Annotated in this window: 17 protein-coding genes and 2 pseudogenes; 9 read left to right on the top strand and 10 right to left on the bottom strand. The window is 63.8% G+C overall.

Features of this window, described 5'->3' with window-relative positions; all coding sequences use genetic code 11:
- Window positions 1-11 precede the first annotated feature (11 nt).
- On the bottom strand, window positions 12-1,124 hold the full coding sequence (tfdD, locus tag ACIGJG_RS33325) for a chloromuconate cycloisomerase (RefSeq protein ID WP_011178385.1): 1,113 nt from the start codon (window positions 1,122-1,124) through the stop codon (window positions 12-14).
- On the bottom strand, window positions 1,121-1,888 hold the full coding sequence (locus tag ACIGJG_RS33330; RefSeq protein ID WP_011178386.1) for a chlorocatechol 1,2-dioxygenase: 768 nt from the start codon (window positions 1,886-1,888) through the stop codon (window positions 1,121-1,123). Before ACIGJG_RS33330 ends, tfdD begins: the two co-directional genes overlap by 4 nt.
- A 195-nt stretch (window positions 1,889-2,083) precedes the next feature.
- On the opposite strand from ACIGJG_RS33330, the pseudogene ACIGJG_RS33335 reads away from it, so the two are divergent.
- Together ACIGJG_RS33335 and ACIGJG_RS33340 are read left to right on the top strand one after the other, a co-directional pair.
- A pseudogene (locus ACIGJG_RS33335) lies at window positions 2,084-2,884 on the top strand (LysR family transcriptional regulator); the annotation flags it as partial.
- Between the two features lie 236 nt (window positions 2,885-3,120).
- A protein-coding gene (locus ACIGJG_RS33340) for an IS5-like element ISJp4 family transposase (protein WP_086004422.1) occupies window positions 3,121-3,938 on the top strand; the annotation gives its coding sequence in 2 pieces (ribosomal slippage) (window positions 3,121-3,469 and window positions 3,469-3,938; 819 coding nt in all).
- 8 nt (window positions 3,939-3,946) lie between these two features.
- On the opposite strand, the gene ACIGJG_RS33345 is transcribed toward ACIGJG_RS33340, so the two are convergent.
- The 6 genes from ACIGJG_RS33345 to ACIGJG_RS33370 all read right to left on the bottom strand — a co-directional run bounded on the left by ACIGJG_RS33345 (window position 3,947) and on the right by ACIGJG_RS33370 (window position 9,626).
- A complete protein-coding gene (locus ACIGJG_RS33345) occupies window positions 3,947-5,329 on the bottom strand; it encodes an MFS transporter (protein ID WP_011178389.1) in 1,383 nt (460 codons plus the stop codon).
- A gap of 96 nt (window positions 5,330-5,425) precedes the next feature.
- Complete coding sequence (locus tag ACIGJG_RS33350; RefSeq protein ID WP_483674388.1) at window positions 5,426-5,740, bottom strand: aromatic-ring hydroxylase C-terminal domain-containing protein; 315 nt, start codon at window positions 5,738-5,740, stop codon at window positions 5,426-5,428.
- A gap of 67 nt (window positions 5,741-5,807) precedes the next feature.
- Window positions 5,808-6,887: a maleylacetate reductase gene (locus ACIGJG_RS33355; protein WP_011178391.1), complete on the bottom strand. Its 1,080-nt coding sequence runs from the start codon at window positions 6,885-6,887 to the stop codon at window positions 5,808-5,810.
- Window position 6,888: 1 nt separating this feature from the next.
- Window positions 6,889-7,482 (bottom strand): dienelactone hydrolase family protein, encoded by a 594-nt coding sequence (locus ACIGJG_RS33360; RefSeq protein WP_235005010.1) that lies wholly within the window; start codon window positions 7,480-7,482, stop codon window positions 6,889-6,891.
- Between the two features lie 135 nt (window positions 7,483-7,617).
- On the bottom strand, window positions 7,618-8,379 hold the full coding sequence (locus tag ACIGJG_RS33365) for a chlorocatechol 1,2-dioxygenase (RefSeq protein WP_011178393.1): 762 nt from the start codon (window positions 8,377-8,379) through the stop codon (window positions 7,618-7,620).
- Window positions 8,380-8,423: 44 nt separating this feature from the next.
- Window positions 8,424-9,626, bottom strand: a complete 1,203-nt coding sequence (locus tag ACIGJG_RS33370; protein ID WP_011178394.1) for a muconate cycloisomerase family protein — start codon at window positions 9,624-9,626, stop codon at window positions 8,424-8,426.
- A gap of 111 nt (window positions 9,627-9,737) precedes the next feature.
- Here ACIGJG_RS33370 and ACIGJG_RS33375 point away from each other — a divergent pair, with 111 nt between their 5' ends.
- From ACIGJG_RS33375 to ACIGJG_RS33385, 3 genes and pseudogenes are all read left to right on the top strand, one after another.
- Window positions 9,738-10,625 (top strand): LysR substrate-binding domain-containing protein, encoded by an 888-nt coding sequence (locus ACIGJG_RS33375; protein ID WP_011178398.1) that lies wholly within the window; start codon window positions 9,738-9,740, stop codon window positions 10,623-10,625.
- Window positions 10,594-11,220 (top strand): annotated as a pseudogene (locus tag ACIGJG_RS33380) (helix-turn-helix domain-containing protein); the annotation flags it as partial. The gene ACIGJG_RS33375 and the pseudogene ACIGJG_RS33380, both read left to right, overlap by 32 nt.
- Window positions 11,197-11,985: an enoyl-CoA hydratase/isomerase family protein gene (locus tag ACIGJG_RS33385; RefSeq protein ID WP_227978825.1), complete on the top strand. Its 789-nt coding sequence runs from the start codon at window positions 11,197-11,199 to the stop codon at window positions 11,983-11,985. The pseudogene ACIGJG_RS33380 and the gene ACIGJG_RS33385, both read left to right, overlap by 24 nt.
- A 27-nt stretch (window positions 11,986-12,012) precedes the next feature.
- Here the strand turns inward: ACIGJG_RS33385 and ACIGJG_RS33390 are convergent, their stop codons facing one another.
- Both ACIGJG_RS33390 and ACIGJG_RS33395 read right to left on the bottom strand, forming a co-directional pair.
- On the bottom strand, window positions 12,013-12,852 hold the full coding sequence (locus ACIGJG_RS33390; RefSeq protein ID WP_011178397.1) for an IclR family transcriptional regulator: 840 nt from the start codon (window positions 12,850-12,852) through the stop codon (window positions 12,013-12,015).
- Between the two features lie 184 nt (window positions 12,853-13,036).
- Window positions 13,037-13,924 (bottom strand): LysR substrate-binding domain-containing protein, encoded by an 888-nt coding sequence (locus ACIGJG_RS33395; RefSeq protein WP_011178398.1) that lies wholly within the window; start codon window positions 13,922-13,924, stop codon window positions 13,037-13,039.
- Between the two features lie 205 nt (window positions 13,925-14,129).
- Between ACIGJG_RS33395 and tfdA the strand changes: the two genes are divergently transcribed.
- The 4 genes from tfdA to ACIGJG_RS33415 all read left to right on the top strand — a co-directional run bounded on the left by tfdA (window position 14,130) and on the right by ACIGJG_RS33415 (window position 20,988).
- The gene (gene tfdA / locus ACIGJG_RS33400) at window positions 14,130-14,993 is read left to right on the top strand and encodes an alpha-ketoglutarate-dependent 2,4-dichlorophenoxyacetate dioxygenase (RefSeq protein ID WP_011178399.1); all 864 of its coding nucleotides are present in this window, start codon (window positions 14,130-14,132) and stop codon (window positions 14,991-14,993) included.
- A gap of 42 nt (window positions 14,994-15,035) precedes the next feature.
- On the top strand, window positions 15,036-16,577 hold the full coding sequence (locus ACIGJG_RS33405) for an acyl-CoA synthetase (protein ID WP_011178400.1): 1,542 nt from the start codon (window positions 15,036-15,038) through the stop codon (window positions 16,575-16,577).
- A gap of 5 nt (window positions 16,578-16,582) precedes the next feature.
- Window positions 16,583-17,749: a thiolase family protein gene (locus ACIGJG_RS33410; protein WP_011178401.1), complete on the top strand. Its 1,167-nt coding sequence runs from the start codon at window positions 16,583-16,585 to the stop codon at window positions 17,747-17,749.
- 323 nt (window positions 17,750-18,072) lie between these two features.
- On the top strand, window positions 18,073-20,988 hold the full coding sequence (locus ACIGJG_RS33415) for a Tn3-like element IS1071 family transposase (protein WP_003049965.1): 2,916 nt from the start codon (window positions 18,073-18,075) through the stop codon (window positions 20,986-20,988).
- Window positions 20,989-21,132: the final 144 nt, after the last annotated feature.

A 21,132-nucleotide genomic window follows, 5' to 3' on the forward strand; every position in this document is an offset into this window, starting at 1 on the left:
GCGCGTTTTGCCTAGCTGACGCGTGCGTATTGGCGCACCTTGTCCTCGTCAAGCGTCATGCCGTGACCTACGCCAGTGGGAACCTGCAGTTCGTAATCCCGGATCTCGAGTGGCTCGTGGCTCAGCGTGTCTGCCAACACGAAGGGACCGATCAGTTCGCAACCGAACGGAAGCGATGGAACCGTAGAATAGAGCTGAAGTGCAACCGATGTGCCGATCGTCGAGTCAAGCATTGTTCCGCCATACGATGCAATCCCGCTTGCTTCCGCGACCGCTGCTATCTTTTGCGTCGCCGAGACCCCTCCCATGTTGCAAAGCTTCAGCGAAAAGACATCCACACTTCGGTCGCGCGCGAGATCGAATGCCGAGGCCAACGTACTCAGGCTCTCATCGGCCATGATGGCCACGCGGTTGTTGTCGGAGAGCCGCCTCAACGCTTGCGTATTTTCGCGGCCGACCGGCTGTTCGATGAGTTCCACGCCAAGCGCCTCCAGTTCAGGAATGTAGACGGACGCCACTTGCTCGTCCCAAGCCTGATTCACGTCAACGCGAAGGTAGGCCTTCGATCCGAGACTATTTGACAAAGCCTCCATATGGATGAGATCGTCTTGGGGCGACCGGAAGCCAAGCTTGACTTTGAAGCGATTGTGTCGTCGTCTTTCAATCATCTCGACGGCAGAATCGAGATCGCGTTTCGTATCTCCGCTCGCCAATGTCCAGGCAATCGGAATCGCACTGCGCAACGGCCCGCCAAGTAACTCGGCGATCGATACGCCTAACGCTCGAGCTTTGAGATCCAGTAACGCCATCTCGACCGCAGCCTTTGCAGAGGCGTTTCCGGTGACGGCACGCGCCATGGTTTGCAGTGCACCTGAAACGTTGAACGCATCAGTTCCGAGGAGGTGGGGCGCGAGATACCGTTCCACGATGATCTTGATCGTCTCCGCACACTCTGCGCTCCAGACGGGACCACCAACGCTTCCACCCTCGCCGACACCAACGAGCCCCTCCGAATACACCCGGACGATAACGTAGCTCTGCTGGTGCACGGTAGTGATCGACATCTGGATCGGCCGCTTGGTCGGCACATCCACGATCACTGCTTCAATCGCGTCAATCTTCACGGGTTTGCCCCCGCCTGCGCACGCGCGGGCTCGATAACGAAGTTGATGTTCATCAGGCGGACACCCTCTTCCACAATATCGGGAGTAATCAGACTAGACTGGACGCCGTTGCAACAGTCGTCCGTGATCCAATCTCCACCTTCGAAGTAGTACTGCGTGGTCAACGTTTCATATCCCGGCGCCTTCACCTTGAAATGTACATGAGCGGGACGCCACGAGTGACCACCCATGGTTTCGAGCAATGCGCCCGTGGGACCCTGATCCGGGATCTGATACGGCACCGGCATCGTTGTGCGCACGCGGAAGCTGCCATCGGTGCCCACCCTGAGCTTCCCTCGATAAAAATCAGTCGGGATGTCGTCATGGAAACCGCTGTACTTCCCATCGGGCGTCGAATGCCAGACATCAATCGTCACGTCCTCGACAACGCTCCCGTCGACCGCTTTGACCGTTCCCTGGATAAGCAAAGGCTTGTGGTCGTCCGTGTCGTAAGTCTTGAGCCGGTCATCGACCAGAGGGGCGTCGTCGCGATAGTAGGGTCCCTCGATAGCAGGCGTTGAACCTTCGCTAATACGAGCCTTCGTCGCAGCCACGGTGCTATTGAAAAAAACATCGCAAAGAAGAGCGGTTTCACGCTGTTCGGCTACTTGCATGAGGTAATGAACCGCAGTTCGGTATTCCGCCTCAGTAACCTCCTTCTGGTCGAGCACCCGCTGTACCGCCGCGACGATCGCATCGACAACATCCTTGACTCTTTTGTTCACTTTGCCTCCGTCATGAAAACATGAACACGTGGGCGACAATTGCCCCGCACAGTCATAATAGAGACGGCAATCCCATACCGTCCAATACCTTTTCTCCGCCTAGACCATACGGTTTCGGTATGTCTTTCCCTAGTTGCGAGACCGCAGGTGCTTGCTCACAATCGCCTTGTAACAGGCAGCGCAACGGGACGGAACATGGAAATAAGACAGTTGAAATACTTCGTCGCGGTCGCGGAGGCGGGAGGTTTCGGAACAGCGGCACAGAGGATGCACATATCGCAGCCACCGCTTACTCGTCAGATCCAGGCCTTGGAACGCGATATTGGGGCAAAGCTTTTCGAGCGGACGGCACGGGGCGTCGAACTCACCGCCGCCGGAAAGGTGTTTCTTGATGACGCGCGTCAGTTGCTCGCGCTTGTGCAGCGGTCTTCGCGGCGATCGCAAGCTGCCGCTAGAGGCGAATCGGGTGAGCTGAAGCTCGTCTACTTTGGGACTCCTGTCTTTGAGACGGTTCCGGCGTTCGTCAGAACGTTCCTCGCAACGTATCCCGACGCCACCGTCGCCGTGTCTCACATGACCAAGGAAGCTCAGCTCGAGTCTCTTCTTTCAGGGGTGGTGGACATCGGATTCGGGCGCTTCTATCCGGTGACCGAAGGCGTGTCGAGTTGGAACATTGGGACGGAGACGCTTCACGTCGCCGCTGCCGATCCGTGGGACACACGCGTTTCCCGTGCCCGTGCAGTTGTAGACCTACTCGATGTGCCCCTCATTCTTTATCCACGCGGCGACCGACCAAGTTTCGCCGACAAGGTAGTTTCCATATTTAGAACGGAAGGAGTGGAGCCAAAAATCGCAGCCGAGGTCGAAGATGTCACTACAGCCCTTGCACTGACTGCCGCCGGAATAGGCGCTACATTGGTGCCAGCTTCCGTCGCACATGTTCGATGGCCAGGCGTGACATTCCTTGAGCTTGAGCCACAGAAGCTCTCAGTTCCGGTCAGCTGCGTGTTCCGCACAGACCGTAGGGGCCCCATAGTTGACTCAGCGTTACAGGTCGTTGCCTCCCTTACTAAGAGACTGTTTCAAAAAGACGGCTCAGCGCGCCTGAAGATGTTCCAGCAGACGAGAGAGCAGCCGAGTTTTAGAGACCGTTTCAAAAAGAGCCCCGGGGGGCTGTTAACCTTTTCGGCAAGCTGTTAACCTTGGCCATCTGAACAACTGGAACCGAGGGGATGAGCGCGCCGATCATTGATGATGAACTGTGGGCACTGATCGAACCTTTGCTGCCGCCGCCGAAACCGCGACGCAAGAAATATCCAGGGCGGCTCCCGGTTTCGAACCGGGCTGCACTGAACGGCATCCTGTTCGTGTTCAAGACTGGCATACGCTGGTGCGACCTGTCGACCAAGTTGGGATTCGGGTCGGGGCCGACCTGCTGGAGGCGCTTGCGCGATTGGCAGAAGGCCGGCGTTTGGAAGCGATTGCACGAGCTACTGCTGGCGAAGTTACGCGAGGCCGGCGAACTCGACTTCTCCCGAGCAGCCGTCGATTCATCGTCTGTGCGAGCCGTTGGGGCGGGCGAAAAACTGGTCCGAACCCCACGGATCGCTCGCGACCAGGTTCCAAGCATCACATCCTCGTCGACGCAAATGGCGTCCCCATCAGCGCAATCCTGACCGGGGCGAACCGCAACGACGTCACCCAACTGCTGCCGCTCGTCGACGCGATCCCGCCAATTCGCGGCGTGCGCGGTCGCCCGCTTCAAAAGCCCAAAGTCATCTACGCAGACCGTGGCTACGACTCCGAGCCGCATCGTCAGCGGCTTCGCGAGCGCGGCATCAAACCGGTGCTCGCCAAGCGCCGGACAGAACACGGCAGTGGCTTGGGCAAATTCCGCTGGGTTGTCGAACGTACTCACGCGTGGCTTCACAACTTTCGTCGTCTTCGCATTCGCTTCGAACGTCGAGCCGACATTCACGAAGCGTTCCTAAAACTCGGCTGCTCTCTCGTCTGCTGGAACATCTTCAGGCGCGCTGAGCCGTCTTTTTGAAACAGTCTCTAACTGACAAGGGGATCGGCAACATGCCCTGCGGTGGTCGCGTGCGCGAGGTCCGAAGCCTTCTGAAGCCGGCCGAGCAGAACGACACCGGCACCGGCAATCAGCAGCGGCGCGGCGGCAGCCATGAAGAGCGTGCCGATCGAGGCGTTGGCCGCGATCAGGATGCCGGCGATGGCCGGGCCGATGATCGATCCGAGCTTGCCGATGGATATCGCCCAGCCCACGCCGTTGGCCCGATTGGCATTGGCGTAGAACAGGCCCATGGACCCCATCAGGCCGACATGGCCGCCGAGTACGAAGAAGCCGACGATGAAGAGCATCGACAGAAAACCCGTGTCGGAGAACGCCATCGATCCGACCGCGACGACGAAGACCGCCGCGACCAGCGGAACCGCGCCCATCGCACCGACCCCGAACCTGTCGATGAGCCGGCTGGCGAACAGGCCGCCGAATGCGCCGCCCGCCGAGAAGAGCGTCAGGCCGATCGCGGCCAGGGTGGCGGGCCTGCCGGTTCCGACCGTGAGGACCGGTATCCAACTCGCCAGGAAAAAGACCGTGACGGAGTTGGCGATAAACGCAAGCCAGAGGACCGGCGTGATCCTGGACAGGCGGCCGCGAAAGAGCGCTTTCACCGACTCTTTCCACCCGCCCACCTTGGCTCGGGCTTCTTCGGCCTCGAGAACGAACCGGGTCTGGGCGTTCGCCTGCGCGGAAGGGTCGATGGCATTGACGATCCGCGCGATCGTGTCGCCGCCTCGGCCCGCAAGCACCAGGTACTTGATGGACTCCGGCAGCGCGATGGCCAGAATCGGCAGCAGCACCAGCGGCGCCAATCCACCGATGTAGAACAGGACCTGCCAGCCGAAGACAGGCACGAGCCAGGCCGCGAAGAGACCACCGACGCTGATCCCGATGACGTAGCCGATCATCACGACGCCGACGACGCTGGCGTGGAAGCGCTTGGGCACGTACTCGACGTTGAGCGCGAAGCATATCGGGGTGATGCCGCCGATGCCCAGTCCCGCAAAGAAGCGGAGTGCGGCCAGCTCGGTGACGTTGGTCGCCAGCACCGCAGCCAGCGTGAACGCGCTGAAGATGAAAGTGCCGAGCAGAAGCGCGGGACGACGGCCGATCCGGTCCGCCAGATACCCGAACAGGAAGCCGCCGAGCATCACGCCCAGCAGTCCGGCGCTGAAGATGAAGCCGAAGGACGCTTTCTCGATGCCCCAGCTGGCAATGATCGTGGGCGACGCGAACGCGATCGCCTGCAGATCGTAGCCGTCGCACAGCATGATCAGGAACGACAGGACGAGCAGCGTGCCGACCGTGCGGTTCGGCGACTGCTTCTCGATGACGTCGGTGATGTCGATGGTGGTGTTCATATGTCTCCTTCGGGCGATGGTGATCGGCGTTTTGCGGGCGTGCACGTGCCGGCGTGCCGCCGCCTGGCCACGCTTGCCGATCGGGTTTTTCTGGAGTCAGTGCGCGCAGAGCGCCCGTGCGAGCGCCGCGCGAAGCGGGTCGCTCGCGCTCTTTTCCCACTGCATCGCTCGCCAGCAGATGATGTTGTCGGGGCGCACGAGCAATGCGCCGCTCTCCTCGATCTCGCGAACACGGGCGAAATCGCCGTACAGGTCCTCGAGTTCCTGGCCGGGGCCGATGATGTGCACGTCCAGGCCGATGCCGAGCGACTCCGCGGCATGGCTCGCGGCCTCGAGCCAGGGCGATCCCCCGGCGGGACCGGTGCCGACGACGAGAACGTCGGTTTCGACGGTGTTGGCTTTTTCGTTCATGAAGTCTCCTTATCGATAGGTCGGGTCGCTCGCATCGTCGACGCGAGAGGTCCATGGGATGTCCGGTTCACGCCGGCATTTCTCCGGTGAAAGCGGCTCGCAGCAGGCGAGCGATGTCTTCGCGGCTCGCCTGGCGTGGATTCGCATAGGCATCGGCGAGCGCGTGTTCCGCGGCGTCGTAGATGCCTTGCGCCGGCATGCCGATGGCCGCCAGCGATCTTTCCGTGCAAGTGAATCGCAGCAATGCATGCAAGGCCGCGCCGGCGCCGCCGGGCCCCGGCGCGCCGAGTGCGGCCGCGACGCGTCCGAGTTCCGCGGGCGCAGCCACCTCGTTGAAGGCCGCCACGTGAGGCAACAACACGGCGTGCATCGGCGCATGCGGCAGGTTGAATCGCCCCCCGAGCACATGGCAGAGCTTGTGGTGCAGGCCCATCGAGACCATGCCCAGTACCGTTCCCGCGAGCCAGGCGGCATAGAGCGTGCGCGTGCGCGCATCGAGATCGCCGGGCGAGTCGACGGCGACGGGCAGTCCCTGCGCCATCGCGCGAATGCTTTCTTCGGCCAGCAGCATGGTGATCGGGTTGCGGTCCGGGGCGTACATCGACTCCACGGCGTGCGCGATCGCGTTCATGCCGCTCGGGCCGGTGACCTCCGGCGGCAAGGAGGTCAGGTGATGCGGGTCGTAGAGGACGGTGCTGGGCAGCACGCGAGGATCCCGGCCCGTGCGCTTCGCGCCATCGGCGGTCAAGCCCCAGATGGGCGTCATCTCCGAACCCGCATAGGTCGTCGGCAAGGCGACGAAGCGCATTCCGTGATGAAGCGCGAGCGCCTTGGCCAGTCCGATGGTCGAGCCGCCGCCGACCGCCACGAGCAGGTCCGCGTCGGCGTCCCGGGCCGCTTGCGCGGCGCGCGTGACCGACGCCTCGGGCACGTGCATGACGGCGCCGTCATGGAAGCCCGCGCCCAGGTCGCCGAGATCGCCGAGCACCCGCTGCGCCAGATCGCGCTGGTCCGGCGTGCAGAGCACCAGTGCGCGTCGTGCACCCAGGCGCTTGACCTCCGCGGGGATCCGTTCGGTCGATCCAGCGCCGAAGACGACCCTGACCGGCCAGAAGTGCGCAACGAATTCATTCAGATCGCCGGTCACTTCAGCCCCCCAACAAGGTCGTCGTACCGATGCGCAGTCCGCGCTTCGCCACGGCCGCGCGCGCCGTGTCCGGCGATTCGAGATCTGCCAGGAAGCCGTGGCCGGCACCGTTCATGATGTGCAGGTCGATCGCATCGTTGGCGCGGGCTTGTGCTTGCAACCGCTGCAGGTTCTGTGTACCCAGCAGCGCATCGTCGTCTCCCACGATGACCGTATGCCGCGAACGAAGCGCCGGCAGATAGTCGAACGGAACGTCCAGCGGGTCGCGGTTCTCGAGCCCCTGCGGAAACGGGTAATAAGCGACGAGCCGCGACACGACCTGCTGTCGCGCCAGTTCGAACACGAAGAGGCCACCGAGACAGAAGCCGACCACGCCCTCGATGCGCTGGCCGTCAATGAAGTCGATCAATTCCTCGACGTAGGCACGATCCGCCAGTCGGTGACGTCGCTGGAAGGCCGCTTCCCGCGTCACTGTGGCCAATTCGCCGAACGCCGCAAAGGGATCGACCAGGAGCACCTCGCCGGCGCCTTGCTCTGCCAGGTACGCGGCATAGCCACGGTAGAAGGCATTGCAGCCATAGATGTCCGGCAGCACGAGAAGGCGCGGTCCCCTTGTCGCGCCGGCGTAGCACAAGGCGCAGATTGCACCGTCGATGCTCCCCGTGGATGCGGTCCGCGGGAACAACGCGGGGGCGGTGTCGTGGCACATGGGTGGCTGGCCTTCGCCGTCTCAGGCGCGGGACTTCTCGATGACGAAGTCCAGTGCCATCGCCTGCATGCCTTGCTCCATGGCTGCCGGCATCACGAGTTCGGGCTTGACGCCGTTGCAGCAGTCGCTGTCGACCCACTCGCCGCCTTCGAAGTAGTACTGCGTCGTCAGTGCCTCGAAGCCGTCCTTGCGGACCTTGAAGTGAACGTGCGCAGGGCGCCAGGTGTGGCTTCCCATCATGGTGAGCAGGGCGCCGGTCGGCCCCTTGTTCGGGATCTGATAGGGCGCCGGCAACGTGGTCTGCACGCGCCACCGGCCTTGCGCGTCCGTGCGGACCTTGCCCCGGTAGTAGTCGACCGGCATGTCGCCGTGGTAGCCGCCGAATCCGCTGTAGCGGCCGTCCGGCGTCGAGTGCCAGATGTCGATGACCGCATCGGTCACGACGCGCCCGGCTTCGTCCTTCACGCTTCCATGCAGAAGCAGCGGCTTGTGGTCGTCGCTGTCGTAGGTCTTGAGCTTGCCGTCGACGAAGGGCGCTTCCTCCTTGAAGTACGGCCCCTGGATGGCGGGCGCCGATCCGCGCGTGGCGGCGGCCTTGATCTCGACGATCGTGCTGTTGAGGAAGACATCGCAGAGCAGGCCCATTTCCTTGGCCTCGGCGACCTGCATCATGTACATCACCCCCGCTCGATACTCTGCTTCGGTCACTTCTTGCTGGACCAGGACCTTGCGCACGGCATCGAGCATGGCGGTGGCGATCTCATGGACGCGGGGATTTGTCATGGTGCTTTCTCTTCAAAAAAGATGAATCGGGTGGATGTGGCGCGTCAGGCGCTGTGACGATCGATGCGCTGGGACGAAGCACGCGCGAAGCGCCGCACCTGGTTCTCGTCGAGTCGGATTCCGAGGCCCGGGCCTTCGGGGAGCCACAGGGCATGTTCCTTGTAGACCGCGGGGACTTCGCACAGGTCCTCCTCGATCAGCAAGGGCCCGATGACTTCGCCCCCGTAGGGCAGCGACTCGATCGATGCAGCCAGTTGCATGTTGGCGGCCGTGCCTATCGAGGTCTCCAGAAAGGTGCCCATGTACACGTGCATGCCTCCGGCATTGGCGATGTCGGCCATCGCGCGTGCAGGGCGCATCCCGCCGGTCTTCATGATCTTCAGCGATACCAGACCGGCCGCGGCCCGCTTCACGACCTCGCTCGCGTCGTGCAGGGATTGCACACCCTCGTCGATCAGCAGCATGCTTCGCGCTTGCCGGTGGATGCGGGCCATCGCATCGAGATTCCAGCGGGCGACGGGCTGCTCGATGATTTCCACGCCGGCCGCCTCCAGGGGCGCCAGTGCCCGCATCGTGGTCGGCTCGTCCCACGCTTCGTTGGGATCGACGCGCAGGCTCGCCTTGCCCTCGAGTTCCTTCGCGATCGCCAATGCACGCCGCAGGTCTTGCGCCAGCGGCAGCGCGCCCATCTTCAGTTTGAAGGCCCCGGCCTTGCCTGCCTCCAGCATGCGGAACGCCTCGTCGACCTCCTGGTTCACGTCGCCCGTGGCGAGCGGCCATGCGACGCTGAGCCGGTCGCGAAAGCGTCCTCCCAGCAAGACGTGGATCGGGGCATCGACGATCTTGCCGACCGCGTCCAGCAGTGCCATCTCGATGCCGGCCTTGGCGAAGGCATTGCCGGCCACGCGGCCATGGAGCTTCGCCATGATGCGCGACGCATCGAGCGCCGGTTCGCCGACGACGAGAGGCGCCAGGTAGTGGTTGATCGTGGCTTGAATGGCTTCGACGCTGTCGCCGCTCCACCAGGGACCGCAGGGCGTGATGGACTCACCGATCCCGACGATGCCGCCCTTCGTATGGAGACGGATGAGCACGCTGCTCTGATGCTTGGCGCCCAGGCGGGCGAACTGCTGGATGCGGCGCAGCGGCAGATCGACGATCACCGTTTCGATCGCTTCGATCTGCGCCGCCTTGCGATCGGCGTCGCCGCCGTTGGGGCTGTCGGCAATGGCTTTTTCTGTGAGCATGGCGGTAGTCTAGAAATGCCGGGCCATATGGTCTAATACCTTCCATCAGCGCGAGCGATACGGGATCGGTATGGCTCTCCGGCAGCCGGAGCCAGCCACCAGGAGTGAAGAATGGAGTTTCGACAGCTTCGCTATTTCGTTGCTGCCGCGGAGGAGGGCAACGTCGGTGCCGCCGCGCGGCGGCTGCATATTTCCCAGCCCCCGGTCACGCGACAGATTCACGCGCTCGAACAGCATCTGGGCGTGTTGTTGTTCGAGCGCAGCGCGCGCGGCGTGCAGCTCACGCCCGCCGGGGCCGCGTTTCTCGAAGATGCACGGCGCATGCTCGAACTGGGTCGGACTTCCGTGGACCGGTCCCGCGCCGCCAGCCGGGGCGAGATCGGCCAACTCGATATCGGCTACCTCGGCACGGCGATCTACCAGACCGTCCCGGCATTGCTCCATGCGTTCACGCAGGCGGTCCCGGGGGCGACGCTGTCTCTGGCCCTGATGCCCAAGGTGCGGCAGATCGAGGCCCTGCGTGCCGGCACCATCCATCTCGGTGTCGGCCGCTTCTACCCCCAGGAGCCTGGAATCACGGTGGAGCACCTGCACTACGAACGGCTGTATATCGCAGCGGGTTCGAGCATTGCGCGCCAGCTGAGACAGGATCCGACGCTGCTGCGGCTCAAGAGCGAGTCCCTCGTTCTTTTCCCCAAGGAGGGGAGGCCGAGTTTCGCTGACGAAGTGATCGCCTTGATGCGCCGGGCCGGGGTCGAGCCGCGCGTGACGGCGATTGTCGAAGATGTCAACGCGGCCCTCGGGCTCGTCGCGGCCGGCGCCGGCGTCACGCTGGTCCCGGCCTCGGTGGCCGCGATTCGGCGGCCCTTCGTCCGGACGATGGAGATGGCCGATGCGAGCGCCAAGGTGCCGGTCAGCCTGACTTACCTGACCGACTCTCGCGTACCCGTGCTTCGCGCATTTCTCGATGTCGCAAGACGCGGGAAAGGACAGAAATAGCGCGGCTGGCTACGTGTACGATTTCGTGTTCGAACGCGAACTCCGTCAAGCAACTCGACCATCCATCGCCGCCGTCAGGCGCCAGCGCGAAGACGACTACCATCGAGATAGATCACCCGCCGCGTGGCGCCCGCAACGGGCCTCCTCGAAGGCGAATGCAACCCCGCTCCCCTCAGCACGGCACATGGCCACCCAAGATCGAACCCAGGCGGCACGCAAGAAGACATCGGGCCCGGCCGCGGCCAAACCCGCCAGCGAATCGACGCTGTACGTGCAATCGGTCGAGAAGGCGATGAAGGTGCTGATGGCCTTCGACGGCTCCAAGCGCCAGCTTTCGCTGTCCGAGATCTGCACGCTCACGCAGCTCGACCTGAGCGCCGGGCAGCGCTTCACTTTCACGCTCACGGCGCTCGGCTACCTCAACAAGGAATCGGAAAGCCGCAAGTACGAGCTCTCGCCGCGGCTGCTCGACTTCACCTACCATTACCTGGCGTCGAGCGACGTGGTGAACCGCGCCACGCCCTTTCTGCAGCAGCTCAGCCAGATGACGGAGGAGGTCTGCAACCTCACCGTGCTCGACGGGCCGGACATCCTCATCGATCAGCGCGGCGACGGCACCGCGATCGTCACCATCGACCGCCCGCAGCGGCGCAATGCCTGCGACTTCGACGCCTGGACCGACCTGAAGGCCGCCTTCGAGCGCTTCGCGCAGGACCGCTCGGTCCGGCTCGTGGTGCTCACCGGCAGCGGCGGCCACTTCTGCGCCGGCGACGACATCGTCGCCTTCGCGGCGGCCAAGGCCGATCCCGCGCACGCCGAGGTCTACCGCCAGCGCATCCAGGAGGCCTATGCCGCGGTACAGAGCGCCCCGCTGCCGGTGATCGCGGCCATCAGCGGCGTCTGTGCCGGCGGCGGCTGCAGCCTGGCCATGTGCTGCGACTTCCGCGTGGCCGACGCGACGGCGCGCGTCGGCGTGCCGGTCGCGAAGCTGGGCCTGGTCTATCCGACCATCCAGCTGCAGCGCCTGGCCTGGCTGATCGGCGCTTCCAACGCGCGGCGCTGGCTCTACAGCGGCCAGATGTTCGGCATCGACGAGATCGGCCGCACCGGCTTCGCCGACGCGGTGGCCGAGGGCGATGTCGTCGAGGCGGCCTTGCGCTTCGGCGCACCGATGACCGCCGCCGCGCCCTTGTCGATCGCCGGTTCGAAGGCGCAGTTGAATGCGGTGCTCGCCGGCCAGGTCGCGCAACGGCGGGCCGAGCTCGACGCCATGGTGGCGCGGGCCGACGACAGCGAGGACTTCCGCGAAGCACGCGCGGCCTTCGCAGAGAAGCGCACGCCGCATTTCAAGGGCCGCTGAATCGCAGGCCCCGCCCGGGCCTCGCTGCTAGGCGACGTGCCGCCGAGGCGCCGACACGGCGAAGGCCGTGCTGCGCACCAGGTCGGCGAAGCGCTGCTCGTCGCGCGCCGGTTCCCAGCGTGCACGCGACACCGCGACGTTGATCGCGCCGATGCCGCGCCCGCGCGCATCGGTGATCGGCGCGGCCGTGGAGATGTCGGAGAGAAAGTACTCGTCCTCGGTGCGCACGAAGCCGCGCGCGTGCGCGACGGCCACGCGCTCCTTGATCTTGCGGCGGTCGACGATGGTCCTGGGCGTGTGCCTGACCAGCGTGCTGGCGTCGAGCAGCGCATCGACTTCGGCCTCGGGCAGCGTCGACAGCAGCGCCAGCCCCGGCGCGGTGCAGTAGGCCGGCAGGCGGGTACCGACGATCACGTTGGGATGCAGCACGTTGCGGCTCACGATGCGCTGCACGAAGACGATGTCCGGCCCGTCGAGCACGGTGAGGTTGCAGACCTCCTCCGTCATCTGGCTGAGCTGCTGCAGAAAGGGCGTGGCGCGGTTCACCACGTCGCTCGACGCCAGGTAATGGTAGGTGAAGTCGAGCAGCCGCGGCGAGAGCTCGTACTTGCGGCTTTCCGATTCCTTGTTGAGGTAGCCGAGCGCCGTGAGCGTGAAAGTGAAGCGCTGCCCGGCGCTCAGGTCGAGCTGCGTGAGCGTGCAGATCTCGGACAGCGAAAGCTGGCGCTTGGAGCCGTCGAAGGCCATCAGCACCTTCATCGCCTTCTCGACCGATTGCACGTACAGCGTCGATTCGCTGGCGGGTTTGGCCGCGGCCGGGCCCGATGTCTTCTTGCGTGCCGCCTGGGTTCGATCTTGGGTGGCCATGTGCCGTGCTGAGGGGAGCGGGGTTGCATTCGCCTTCGAGGAGGCCCGTTGCGGGCGCCACGCGGCGGGTGATCTATCTCGATGGTAGTCGTCTTCGCGCTGGCGCCTGACGGCGGCGATGGATGGTCGAGTTGCTTGACGGAGTTCGCGTTCGAACACGAAATCGTACACGTAGCCAGCCGCGCTATTTCTGTCCTTTCCCGCGTCTTGCGACATCGAGAAATGCGCGAAGCACGGGTACGCGAGAGTCGGTCAGGTAAGTCAGGCTGACCGGCACCTTGGCGCTCGCATCGGCCATCTCCATCGTCCGGACGAAGGGCCGCCGAATCGCGGCCACCGAGGCCGGGACCAGCGTGACGCCGGCGCCGGCCGCGACGAGCCCGAGGGCCGCGTTGACATCTTCGACAATCGCCGTCACGCGCGGCTCGACCCCGGCCCGGCGCATCAAGGCGATCACTTCGTCAGCGAAACTCGGCCTCCCCTCCTTGGGGAAAAGAACGAGGGACTCGCTCTTGAGCCGCAGCAGCGTCGGATCCTGTCTCAGCTGGCGCGCAATGCTCGAACCCGCTGCGATATACAGCCGTTCGTAGTGCAGGTGCTCCACCGTGATTCCAGGCTCCTGGGGGTAGAAGCGGCCGACACCGAGATGGATGGTGCCGGCACGCAGGGCCTCGATCTGCCGCACCTTGGGCATCAGGGCCAGAGACAGCGTCGCCCCCGGGACCGCCTGCGTGAACGCATGGAGCAATGCCGGGACGGTCTGGTAGATCGCCGTGCCGAGGTAGCCGATATCGAGTTGGCCGATCTCGCCCCGGCTGGCGGCGCGGGACCGGTCCACGGAAGTCCGACCCAGTTCGAGCATGCGCCGTGCATCTTCGAGAAACGCGGCCCCGGCGGGCGTGAGCTGCACGCCGCGCGCGCTGCGCTCGAACAACAACACGCCCAGATGCTGTTCGAGCGCGTGAATCTGTCGCGTGACCGGGGGCTGGGAAATATGCAGCCGCCGCGCGGCGGCACCGACGTTGCCCTCCTCCGCGGCAGCAACGAAATAGCGAAGCTGTCGAAACTCCATTCTTCACTCCTGGTGGCTGGCTCCGGCTGCCGGAGAGCCATACCGATCCCGTATCGCTCGCGCTGATGGAAGGTATTAGACCATATGGCCCGGCATTTCTAGACTACCGCCATGATAAAACTCGGCTGCTCTCTCGTCTGCTGGAACATCTTCAGGCGCGCTGAGCCGTCTTTTTGAAACAGTCTCTTAGAAAAGGAGCAAAAAAGTGAGCGTCGTCGCAAATCCCCTTCATCCTCTTTTCGCCGCAGGGGTCGAAGACATCGACCTTCGAGAGGCCTTGGGTTCGACCGAGGTCCGAGAGATCGAACGGCTAATGGACGAGAAGTCGGTGCTGGTGTTCCGGGGGCAGCCCCTGAGTCAGGATCAGCAGATCGCCTTCGCGCGCAATTTCGGGCCACTCGAAGGCGGTTTCATCAAGGTCAATCAAAGACCTTCGAGATTCAAGTACGCGGAGTTGGCGGACATCTCGAACGTCAGTCTCGACGGCAAGGTCGCGCAACGCGATGCGCGCGAGGTGGTCGGGAACTTCGCGAACCAGCTCTGGCACAGCGACAGCTCCTTTCAGCAACCTGCTGCCCGCTACTCGATGCTCTCCGCGGTGGTGGTTCCGCCGTCGGGCGGCGACACCGAGTTCTGCGACATGCGTGCGGCATACGACGCGCTGCCTCGGGACCTCCAATCCGAGTTGGAAGGGCTGCGTGCCGAGCACTACGCACTGAACTCCCGCTTCCTGCTCGGCGACACCGACTATTCGGAAGCGCAACGCAATGCCATGCCGCCGGTCAACTGGCCGCTGGTTCGAACCCACGCCGGCTCCGGGCGCAAGTTTCTCTTCATCGGCGCGCACGCGAGCCACGTCGAAGGCCTTCCGGTGGCCGAAGGCCGGATGCTGCTTGCGGAGCTTCTCGAGCACGCGACACAGCGGGAATTCGTGTACCGGCATCGCTGGAACGTGGGAGATCTGGTGATGTGGGACAACCGCTGCGTTCTTCACCGCGGACGCAGGTACGACATCTCGGCCAGGCGTGAGCTGCGCCGGGCGACCACCCTGGACGATGCCGTCGTCTAGCGCACGCCATGGCGCACGCCCTTTTCGCGAAGGCCCCACAAGATGTACGCAACCCTGATCAGCGGCAGCCGTAGCCTGGACGGCGACACCTTGGCGCAGCGCGTCCTTCGAGCGGCGGGCGGCCTGGCGGCATGGGGATTGAGGCCCGGTGATGTCGTCGCCATCCTCATGCGCAATGACTTTCCGGTGCTCGAAATGACGCTGGCCGCGAACCGCGCCGGCATCGTTGCGGTGCCTTTGAACTGGCATGCGAACCGGGACGAGATCGCCTTCATCCTCGAGGACTGCAAAGCGCGTGTGCTCGTCGCGCACACCGATCTGCTCAAGGGCGTTGCATCCGCGGTGCCCGAGGCCTGCAAGGTGCTGGAAGCCGCGTCGCCGCCCGAGATCCGGCAGGCCTATCGGCTGTCCGATGCGTCGTGCACGGCGAACCCGGGCACGGTCGACTATGAAGGCTGGCTCCAGGCATCGGAGCCTTCGACGGCCTTGCCGGTCGCGGCGCCGGCCAGTCTGCTCTATACCTCCGGCACGACGGGCCGCCCGAAGGGCGTGCAGCGCGCCAACGGCACGCCCGAGCTCGCGGCGAAGTTCGGCCTGAGGGTTCGTCTGGCGCACGGGCAAGAGATTCGGCCGATCCGGGCCGTGCTGACGGGGCCGCTCTACCACTCGGCACCCTATGTCTATGCGCTCAACAGCTTGCGCTTCGGCGAAGTCCTGGTGCTTCAGCCGCGCTTCGACGCGGATGATCTTCTCGACCTGGTCGAGCGCCATCGCCTGAGCCACATGCATGTGGTGCCCACGATGTTCAGCCGGCTGCTCGACCTCCCGCCGGCGCGCAGAGCCGCTTTCGATACGTCGACGCTGAGCGCCGTGACGCATGGGGCGGCCATGTGCCCGCGCGATGTCAAGCAGGCCATGATCGACTGGTGGGGCCCGGTCATCATCGAGTACTACGCCGGCACCGAGATCGGCGTGATCGCGACCTGCACGTCCGAGGAATGGCTGTCGCACCCAGGCACCGTCGGCAAGGCGCCCGAGGGCGTCCGCATCGCCATCGTCGATGACGAAGGACATCCGGTGCCCATCGGCGACAAGGGCGAGATCCTCGTTCACGCCGACGTTGCCGATCTGGTGACCTACCACAATCGGCCCGAGGCATTGACGGAGCTTCGACGCGGCGAGTGGATCACGCTCGGCGACGTCGGGCATCTGGATGCGGACGGCTTCCTGTGGATCAGCGATCGCAAGAAGGACATGGTGATCTCCGGCGGCGTGAACATACTTCCGGCGGAACTCGAAGAGGAAGCGATGAAGTTGCCGGAGGTGCGCGATTGCGTCGCTTTCGGCATCGCCGACCGGGACCTCGGCGAAGTCCTGGTCCTCGTGGTCGAGCCGCACGCCGGCGCGCGCGTCGACCTCGAAACGATGCGGGCCACGCTCAAGAACAGACTGGGAGGCCTGCGTTGCCCCAGGTTCTTGCTGAGCATGCCGGTGCTGCCGCGCGAAGACAGCGGCAAGATTGCGCGCCGCAAGCTCAAGCAGCAGTACATCGACAGCATCGCGCCATCGTCGGCGGCAGCGTAGGCCGGATGGCGGCATCCGACATCGTCATCGGCGGCTATGCCGAAACACCCGTTGTCTTCGGGTCGGGTCGAAGTGCCTACGACCTGGCGGCGGACGTCCTGGACGAGCTCGCACGCAAGTACGGCATCGCGCCCGCCGATATCGACGGGCTGGCGGTCACGGCCGCGCTGAGCGAGGGCAGCAATCCCTTCCATGCGGCCTTCATGTCGGACGCGCTGGGACTGGCGCTCGACTGGCTGGCGACCGGCACCACGGGCGGCTGCGCGATGTTGTCCGCCGTGGCCGCAACGGCTTCGGCGCTGCGCGACGGGCACTGCAAGGTGGCGCTCGTGCTGGGCGCCGACGCTCCCAGCACCCACTTTGCCGCCGAGTTCCGCGGCTACCACGACGAGTTCATCGCGCCGACCGGCATGACGCGCCCGCCCGGCTTCTTTGCGCTGCTGCACAACGCCTATGAACAGCGCTACGGTGCGCTCGATGCCGCGCTGGGGAAGATCGTGCTCACACAGCGCGGGCACGCGTTGGAGAACGAGCGCGCATGCGAAAAGCTGCGAAGACCGCTTGCCCTCGACGACTACCTGAAGTCGCGCAAGGTCTCCGATCCGCTGCGCCTGCTCGACAGCGTGATGTTCTGCGACGGCGCGAACGGCGTCCTGATGATGCGGGCCGAGACGGCGTCCGCGATGGGATTGTCCAAATGCGCGCGGCTGGCCGGCTACGCCGAACGCACGAACCACGATGTGCAGGAACAGCCGCCCGACCTGCTCGCGTCGGGCTTCGTCCAGGCCGGTCCGCGCGCGCTGCGCCAGGCCGGCCTGACCGTGCAGGAGATCGACATGCTGCAGCTGTACGACGACTTCACCATCGCCGTCCTGATGCAGCTGGAGCACATGGGGTTTTGCGGCCGGGGCGAGGGCGCCGCCTTCATCGAGAAGACCGATCTAAGATTCAGCGGCGGCTTGCCGCTGAACACGGGCGGGGGCCAACTCTCCGCGGGTCAACCAGGCTTGGCTGCCGGCGGACTGGGCCTGGTGGAGGCGGTGCGCCAGCTCTTCGGCGAAGGCGGCGCAACCCAGGTCGAAGATCCGCGCAATGCGCTGGTCACGGGCATCGGCGGCCTCGCCTATGGCCGGGCCTGGATGATGAGCAGCGCGCTCGTGCTGGACCGATGAGCGGTCTTCGAACTTCGACTGTGGCCATCGGCCACTACATGGACACCGCGGCGTTCTGGGCGGCCACGCGCGAGCGCCGGCTGCTGGTCCAGTTCTGCACGCAAACAGGACGGTGGCAGGCCTATCCGCGGCCTGGCAGCGTCTACACCGGGCGCCGTCGTCTGGCGTGGCGCGAGGTGGGGTCTCCTCGTTTTCAGTGCAATAAGTGACGGTACGCAAAGCTAGCACTGGCGCGGGGGTGGTCTGGGTAGACCGTTGATTTCATTGACTTTCCTGTTCGCTTTGTAAACGGGTATGGTGGCCTCCCACTTTTGAGGTTCACGATGCAGGGTTGGCACACAACGTTTTTGGGGATGCGTGGGCTCCCCCGCGATATCAGCGACTTCGAGATGAAGGCATTTTTCACCTTCGATGGTGCCGAGCGCGACGCAATCAATGCACGCCGAGGTGATTCCCACAAGCTTGGTCTGGCGCTCCATATTGGTTTCCTGCGCATGAGTGGGCGTTTGCTCGGTGCCTTTCGGGTAATTCCAGTAGCCTTGTGGCGCCACCTTGGCAACGAGCTTGGCATTGCAGCACCAGAAGTCGCCTCGCTGAGAGCCATGTATGAACGCGGGCGCACGCTATTCGATCACCAACAAGTAGCCTGCACGGTCCTTGGATTCCAGTGGATGAGCGAGCACCAGCGCCGCTCACTGGTACGTGAACTGCGCGACGAAGTGGCGCGCTGCGCCGACCGCGATCAGCTACTCGTGCGGGCGCGTCAATGGCTGTACAAGAACAAGCTGGTGATCGTGCACGAGCGGGCAATTCGGACACTGATTGCGGCGGCACTTGCCCAGCTTGAAGTTGAAACAGGCACCGCCATCGCCGCCAGCGTTGATCCAGCAACACTTGATCGCTGGCGAGCCTCAGTTTCAGAGCTGCGCCCAGATGGACAAACCCAGCAGAGTTGGCTATGGGCTGCACCGGCGAAACACTCAACCCGCCAAATCAGCGAGGTACTGGAGCGCATCGACCTGCTTTACACGCTGGACGTTCATAAGCACCTGGCAGACATCCCCGATCTCATCTTGCGCCGCTACGCGCGCCGACTTGTCTCCAGGCCGCCCTCAGCCGGAGCCAAGATCAAAGAGCCAGCGCGCACCGTGGAGGTCGCATGCTTTCTTCGGTATTGCCTGTTCACCACCACAGACCAGTTGATCCTTATGGTGCAGCGCCGGATCGCCGATCTGTGGCGTCAGGCTGCCGCCGATGTCCCCGCTACCGTCAATTGGGCCGCAATGTACAAAACGCTGCTCGGCGAACTTGTTGCCTTGAGCGCGCAAGGTGCGGTGCCAGATGCTGAGTTGCGTGCCCGTCTTGAAGCCTTGATCACCGAAACCCAGAAACGCAAACCACCGAGCAGGGCCTCCCTGGTCCGCGAGGGATTGATTGATGGAATTCGCCCCGTGCGGTCGTTGCTCGTCGCCATTGCAAAGCTGCCCTGGCAGGCCACCGGCGAGCATCCTGCCATCGAGTACCTTGCCAAGCTGCAAGCTTTATATCTCAAAGGATCCAGAAAGCTGCCAGTTGAAGTGGTGGCACCAAGTCTGGGAATGATCTGGCAGGTTTCGATCTCCAGCCCAGACCGGGAACGGGCGTTTCAGGCGTTGGAGGTGGCCACCCTGTTTGCCCTGCGCCGCGCGGTGCGCAATGGCTCGGTCTGGATTGAGCACAGCCTGAGCTTTCGGGGTCGTGCGCGCTTGTTCTTCACGGACGAGCGTTGGCAGGCAGAGTCCAAGAAACACTATGCCCGTCTATCGTTACCCAGCAAGGCTGCCACTTTCTTGAAGCCTTTGCTGGCCAGAGTAACTGCCGGTGTCGATGCGGTGGCCGCTGCAGCCCGCAGTGGCGTACTGCGCGTGGATGATGAACTCCATTTGTCGCCATTGCCCGCAGAGGACGAAGACCCAGAAGTGACCAAGCTGCGCGCGGCTTTGGATCACCGCATCGGTGAGGTTCAATTGCCGGAAGTGATTCTGGCCGTTGACGCCCAGGTGCGCTTTAGCTGGATCATGCTCGGACGTGAGCCGCGCTCTACCGACGAGCTGCTGATGGTCTATGCCGGCATCATGGCCCACGGCACCAGTCTGACTGCGGTCGAATGCGCGCGCATGATTCCGCAATTGTCTGCCACCAGCATTCGCCAGGCCATGCGCTGGGCGCGGGACGAACGGCGTCTGAGCCAGGCCTGCCAGGCTGTGCTGGAATTCATGCAGCGACACCCGATTGCCGCCACCTGGGGGCGGTCCGATTTGGCATCTTCTGACATGATGAGCATGGAGACCACCAAACGGGTGTGGCAAGCCCGGCTTGATCCTCGGCGCAACACACCTTCCATTGGAATCTACTCCCATGTAAAAGACCGGTGGGGCATCTTCCATGCGCAGCCCTTTGTGCTCAATGAGCGCCAGGCGGGCGTGGCCATTGAAGGTGTCATCCGCCAAGAAAAGCTGGAGACCAGCCAGCTTGCTGTGGATACCCATGGCTACACCGACTTTGCCATGTCACATGCCCGTTTGCTTGGTTTTGATCTTTGCCCGCGGTTGAAGGAACTCAAACAGCGCCACCTCTTTGTGCCACGCGGCACCAAAGTGCCCGCAGAAATCGCTGCGGTGTGCGAAGCCAATGTCGACGTCGCTTTGATCGAAAAGCATTGGGATAGTCTGGTGCACCTGGCAGCCTCGGTCATGAGCGGACATGCCAGTGCGGTGGCAGCTCTTGCGCGGTTCGGTTCTGCCGCCCAGGGCGATCCAATCTATGAGGCTGGCGTGCAATTGGGGCGGTTGCTGCGTACGGCGTTTTTGGCTGACTACTTTGTCAAGGACGCTTTCAGGAACGAGTTGCGCCGGGTGCTCAATCGGGGCGAGGCTGTTAACGCCCTCAAGCGCGCCATTTATACCGGCCGGATCAGCCCGGCGCAGGCCAAACGTGTCGATGAAATGCAGGCTGTGGCCGATGCGTTGAGCCTGATGGCCAACATCGTGATGGCGTGGAATACCTCACAGATGCAGGCGGTCCTGGATCGCTGGTCGAACCGCCGCCAGGTCATTCCACCGGAACTGATCGGGAAGATTGCGCCCACCAGGCTGGAGAGCATCAACTTGCGGGGTGTGTTTCGCTTCCCGGTTGACCGCTATGCTGACCAAATCCTGCCTTCGCGGCCAAATGCATCGATAACTGGCACCAATGGATGAAACCGACCACGGTTTGACGCCACGAATCGCAGATTTGAAAGTGAACAGGAAAGTCAATGAAATCAACGATCTACCAACACCACCTCCGCGCCAGTGCTAGCTTTTCGTACCGTCACTTATTGCACTGAAAACGAGGAGACCCCG

This window comes from Cupriavidus sp. C1SS-2L (assembly GCF_057073735.1).

Excerpts from the sequence above, each read along its gene's own strand:
- ACIGJG_RS33395 (WP_011178398.1), bottom strand. The coding sequence starts at position 13,924 with ATGGAGTTTCGACAGCTTCGCTATTTCGTTGCTGCCGCGGAGGAGGGC.
- ACIGJG_RS33405 (WP_011178400.1), top strand. The coding sequence starts at position 15,036 with ATGTACGCAACCCTGATCAGCGGCAGCCGTAGCCTGGACGGCGACACC.
- ACIGJG_RS33410 (WP_011178401.1), top strand. The coding sequence starts at position 16,583 with ATGGCGGCATCCGACATCGTCATCGGCGGCTATGCCGAAACACCCGTT.
- ACIGJG_RS33370 (WP_011178394.1), bottom strand. The coding sequence starts at position 9,626 with ATGCTCACAGAAAAAGCCATTGCCGACAGCCCCAACGGCGGCGACGCC.
- ACIGJG_RS33350 (WP_483674388.1), bottom strand. The coding sequence starts at position 5,740 with ATGAACGAAAAAGCCAACACCGTCGAAACCGACGTTCTCGTCGTCGGC.
- ACIGJG_RS33390 (WP_011178397.1), bottom strand. The coding sequence starts at position 12,852 with ATGGCCACCCAAGATCGAACCCAGGCGGCACGCAAGAAGACATCGGGC.
- ACIGJG_RS33375 (WP_011178398.1), top strand. The coding sequence starts at position 9,738 with ATGGAGTTTCGACAGCTTCGCTATTTCGTTGCTGCCGCGGAGGAGGGC.
- ACIGJG_RS33365 (WP_011178393.1), bottom strand. The coding sequence starts at position 8,379 with ATGACAAATCCCCGCGTCCATGAGATCGCCACCGCCATGCTCGATGCC.
- ACIGJG_RS33415 (WP_003049965.1), top strand. The coding sequence starts at position 18,073 with ATGCAGGGTTGGCACACAACGTTTTTGGGGATGCGTGGGCTCCCCCGC.
- ACIGJG_RS33345 (WP_011178389.1), bottom strand. The coding sequence starts at position 5,329 with ATGAACACCACCATCGACATCACCGACGTCATCGAGAAGCAGTCGCCG.